This is a genomic window from Mycobacterium sp. (assembly GCF_035603715.1).
Taxonomy (GTDB): Bacteria; Actinomycetota; Actinomycetes; order Mycobacteriales; family Mycobacteriaceae; genus Mycobacterium.
The window spans coordinates 1-4,454 of the sequence record NZ_DATNJW010000552.1; the positions used below are offsets into that span (position 1 = coordinate 1).

Genomic DNA, 4,454 nt, shown 5'->3' on the forward strand with positions numbered 1-4,454 from the left:
TCCTCTGCCACCCACTGCATGTGGTCGAGGTAGGCATCGAGCCCGTCCAGGGCAGGCGGACTGACCCAGGTATCCGTAACGCCAAGTTCGGCCAGCCTGTTGCAGTTGTCTATCACCTGCTGGGCGCTCTGGCCGAAATGCGCATTTGGATCGTCGACGATCGCGTGCTCCTGACCGATGGACAGCACCGCCAGGCTGTAGAACAGGGAAAACGGCCGGGCGCCGAACCCGGGCTGCGAGCGTAGGTAGTCCATCTTGGCCGGCAGCTCGTCGGGCTTGGTCAGCCATGGCGCCCAGCCGTCGCCGAACCGGGCCGCTCTGCGCAGCACCGCGTCGGCGTCGCCACCCATCCACATCGGCGGGTGGGGTTTGGAGATCGGCTTGGGCCCGAACGCGATGTCGTCGAACTTGACGAACTCGCCGTCGAAGGTCGGCGAATCGCTGTGCCACAACTCGAACATCGCCTCAAGGCACTCGTCCGCCAAGCGGCCACGCTTGGTGAAGGGGACACCGATCGCGTCGTATTCCTCCTTGAGCCAGCCGACGCCGACGGTGGTCTGGGCACGCCCGCCACTGAGCCAATCGAGCGTTGCGATTTGCTTCGCGGCGATGATCGGGTTGTGTAGCGGGAGGATGGTGACCATCGAGCCGATGGTGATTGTCGAGGTGGCGCCCGCAATGAACGCCTGTGCGGTGGTGGCGTCGAAGTAGTGGTCTCCAGAGAACTCGAGATGACCGGTCGGGGTGAGGAAGTGCTCCGGCAAGAAGACCATCGAGTAACCCAACTGCTCGGCCCGCTGGGCCACTCCGGCGATGTCCACACCGGAAAGCTGGTGTTCCCACGGCTGCGTGATCGCCGCGACGTGCATGCAGTTCGGCAGATTGACGGCGAATCTCATGTGCGCCCTCCGATTTCATGGGCCGGTGGCGGAGCGCCGACTGAATGATCCGACGGCACGTACAGTGTGACCCGCTCATTATGACAGTCGGCTGCCAATCGTCAAGATCCACATGCCCGGGGCGCGAAGATTCAGATTGGCTGACACAGTGGCTCGTCCAGTGCGACAATCGACTGCAGTTTTGACAGTGAACTGTCAGCCGATACGACCAGGAGAACCATGCACACCGGCCCTGCGATGCCACTGACCGATCCGATCCGAGGCAGCAGCGAGCCCGGCCGGCTCTGGACCCTGACAAACGTTGGCGAAGCCACGCCGGACATCCTCTCCCCGCTGTGCTGGTCACTTTGGGGGACCGGTGTCGAATTCGCTTCCCGCGGCGGCCTCTACGACTTCGGAGTGCTGGGTCGCTCGGCACTTCGGGTACCCGACGACCCGAATCGGTGGAGCACCGCCTGCTTCTTTGGCAGACAAGCGATGAACGTCGATCGCGCCCGCGAACTTGCCGGGTTGCTGCCCGGAATGACCGGTGACGACTTCGAACGCGATTTGTTGGGCGCAGTGCGGCCCGATGCGGCTCCGACCCGTAGCGACCCCCGCCGGTTGCCGGCAGTCGTCGTCAAGGCGCCGTTGGTGCTGGCGCGAGAGCGGTCTGCTCCGCGCCGCCTACACCGGCGCCAGATGGACTGGTGGCGGGCAACCGTACTTAATGGACGACGGCCTGATCCGCGGAATCTGCTCACTGATTCGTCGTACCGGTTCAGTGCGGCGATGCGGGTGCATGTTCGTACTCGGCTCATCCTCAATGTCTTTCGCGCACAGGTCGAATCGATTGCCGTCAAGGCGGGTCGTGGTGATCTGGTGCCCGCGCTGTTGGCCGGGTATGGCGGCGTGATCGAAACCGAATTGGCCGATGACGTGTGGTCGTTGGGGCACCGACGGATCACGTTGAACGAGTTTCTTTCTCGGCACGGTTTCCATGGTCCCAACGAGGGCAATGTGATCGGTCATTCGTGGCGGGAGGATCCAGACGCGGTCCTGCGTGCGGCCGCCGCCCACAGCAACAGGCCCGAGTCCGACCGCCCGGCGGCGCGTGCAGAACGTGCAGCCGCGATGCGCCGGAATGCCGAGGCCGACTTGCTCTCAACGCTTCCCACGGCGCGACGCCTGTTGGTGCGTCGCCTGCTGGCATCGACGGGGGCTCAAGTGCGAGCCGTAGAACTGACCAAGGCCGCGTTCCTGACCGCCGTTGACGGATGCCGCGCGGCAGCCGGCGGGTTCGGTGCTGAGCTGGTCGACGCCGGGGCGCTGGATCGGGTTGACGACGCCTGTTACCTGACCGTGGACGAACTGCTGGCTCCGCTGCCTGCGAACGTGCGCGAATTGGTGGAGTTTCGCCGAAGCCGGCGCGAGGAGTACCGGCGCCTTGAGGTGCCGTCGGTCTTCACCGGGATGCCCGAGGCTATCGAGCGGTCGAATGAGCCGGCTTCAGAGGATGCCGTTATTCACGGAACGCCCGCAGGTCCAGGGGTGTTCGAAGGCACGGTAAGGGTGGTGGTCGATGCGGAATCGAAGGAAACCCTCGACGACGGCGAGGTACTGGTTTGCAAGTTCGTCGACCCTGGCTGGACTGCCTTGGTCTCGCTGGCGGGTGCCCTGGTAACCGACATGGGCAGTCCCGCCAGTCACGGGGCGATCGTCGCGCGGGAGCTCGGTATTACGTGCGTGGTCGGAACGGGCAACGGCACCAGGACATTACGCAGCGGCGATGTCGTGCGGGTGGACGGGACCACCGGCGAGATCGCGTTGCTGGCCCGGTCCCGGTCCACGGTGGAGAAGTGAGCGTGCAGCCGGGCGCGCTCTCTTCGGGTCTGCCCGCGGCCAAGGAGCAAGTCGTGACCAGTTGCCCGCCGGTGTCGGGCTGGACCGAGAATCTGCTGTTCACGCCCTACGACCCTGTGCACGACGTCGGCATGTGGCTGCATCTGGGCACAGTGGCCGACATGTGGGAGATGTGGGAGGACCGTGTCCTCATCGCGCTGCCCGCGGATCGGGGAGTGTTGTCCATGTGGGCGTATCACCGCACTGTGCCCGAGCGCCGGCCCGCGGGAGCCAATCTGGCTTTCCGGTGTGAAGAGCCGTTCGCGAGATGGCACATTACTTTTGACGGATTCTGTCTGCGGTCTTCTTATGACGCGATGCGGTCCGCACCATTGCCCGACGGGCCGAAGACCCACGTCCGCCTGGATCTGGAGGTGCACGGCGTGACCCCAGTGTGGGACGCCGAGGCCAGTCCGCCGACCGACTCGGGCGCCGGAATGGCCGAACAGAGCTGGGCCAGAGAACATTACGAGCAACTCACCCATGTCGTCGGCGAGGTGACCGTAGGATCAGAAACCTTCCTGTTCGACGGTGGTGGCTGGCGCGATCATTCGCGTGGGCCACGCGGTGCCGACACTCTCACCGACTGGGGCGGCCACGTCATCGCCGGGGGAGTCATGCCGAGCGGCCGCGCATTCGGGTTCTGCAGGTATTGGGCCCGCGACGGGCGCACCACGCTGCAGGGTGCTTACGCGGTTACCAACGGTTTACTGCGACACGTGAAACTGGAGGAGATTCCGCCGCCGGCGGTGCTGCAGCGCGACGGTGAGCAATTTGGCTGCAAGCTCGATGGTCAACCGATCGAGGCCACCATCTGCTCATCGTTGTGGCTGTCGATGGCCGAGGGCCTGCCCTATGGGTTGGTGGCTCCGGCGCAGGCCTACACCGTGAGCTGGGCCGAGGTGACATGGGGAGGGGAGACCGGCTATGCCTACCTCGAGAGGTCGAGTCTCACCGGTCCGCCGCCTCGTTGACTATGACAGTCGACTGTCATAGTGTGACTTAATCCCGGCCGTTGCGAAAGGTATCCGACGTGGCTCCGAATCTATTCATAGCGCTCACCAATCCGATCGACGGTCAAGATGACGCCTTCAACAAGTGGTATGACGCTCAGCACTTGCCGGAGGTTCTCGACGTCCCGGGAGTCGTGGCCGCGCAGCGTTACGACATCGTCGAACTGAAAGTCCCGGACGACCAAGAGTTGCCCGCTCAGTTGCCGCCGCCGACCCACCGCTACATGGTGATCTACGAGTTGGACAACGAGCCCGACGTCGTGATGGCGGAATTCCTGAAACGGGTCATGGCCGGAACGCTGTCACTAGGGGAGTGGCTCGATCTGACCACCATCTCCCTCACCGGATGGGCGCCACGCGGCAAACGCGTTCTGGCGGATAGCTAGTGGGCGACTTACTTGCTGTCATCCACGCTCAACGAGCGTGTCGTCGTTTTGATCCGGACGGCAAGGTACCCGATTCCGACGTCGAGCAGATGCTTGCCGCCGCGGTGCACGCACCGAGTGCGGAAAACACCCAACCTTGGACGTTCATCGTCGTCCGCGACGACCGCAACCGCGCTCTCCTCGCGGCGTGGTGGACAGAAACGTGGAACGCGGGCGGAGGTGACTTCGTCAAGCAGAGCGTCGAAGACAAGGCATTGGTTGCTGACCTCGAGTTC

Annotated in this window: 5 protein-coding genes; 4 read left to right on the forward strand and 1 reads right to left on the reverse strand. The window is 64.2% G+C overall.

The window, feature by feature from the left end:
• Window positions 1-899, reverse strand: an 899-nt coding sequence (locus VN856_RS22695; protein ID WP_325693253.1) for a TIGR03619 family F420-dependent LLM class oxidoreductase, incomplete at its 3' end; no start/stop codon positions are given.
• 219 nt (window positions 900-1,118) lie between these two features.
• Here VN856_RS22695 and VN856_RS22700 point away from each other — a divergent pair.
• From VN856_RS22700 to VN856_RS22715, 4 genes are all read left to right on the forward strand, one after another.
• Window positions 1,119-2,741, forward strand: coding sequence for a PEP-utilizing enzyme (locus VN856_RS22700; RefSeq protein ID WP_325693256.1), 1,623 nt, complete (start codon window positions 1,119-1,121; stop codon window positions 2,739-2,741).
• Complete coding sequence (locus tag VN856_RS22705; protein ID WP_325693259.1) at window positions 2,738-3,754, forward strand: 6-phosphofructokinase; 1,017 nt, start codon at window positions 2,738-2,740, stop codon at window positions 3,752-3,754. Before VN856_RS22700 ends, VN856_RS22705 begins: the two co-directional genes overlap by 4 nt.
• 59 nt (window positions 3,755-3,813) lie before the next feature.
• Complete coding sequence (locus tag VN856_RS22710; RefSeq protein ID WP_325693262.1) at window positions 3,814-4,179, forward strand: hypothetical protein; 366 nt, start codon at window positions 3,814-3,816, stop codon at window positions 4,177-4,179.
• On the forward strand, window positions 4,179-4,454 hold a 276-nt coding region (locus VN856_RS22715; RefSeq protein ID WP_325693264.1), incomplete at its 3' end, for a nitroreductase family protein. The genes VN856_RS22710 and VN856_RS22715, both read left to right, overlap by 1 nt.

Coding starts and splice junctions, on each gene's coding strand:
- VN856_RS22700 (WP_325693256.1), top strand. CDS start 1,119: ATGCACACCGGCCCTGCGATGCCACTGACCGATCCGATCCGAGGCAGC.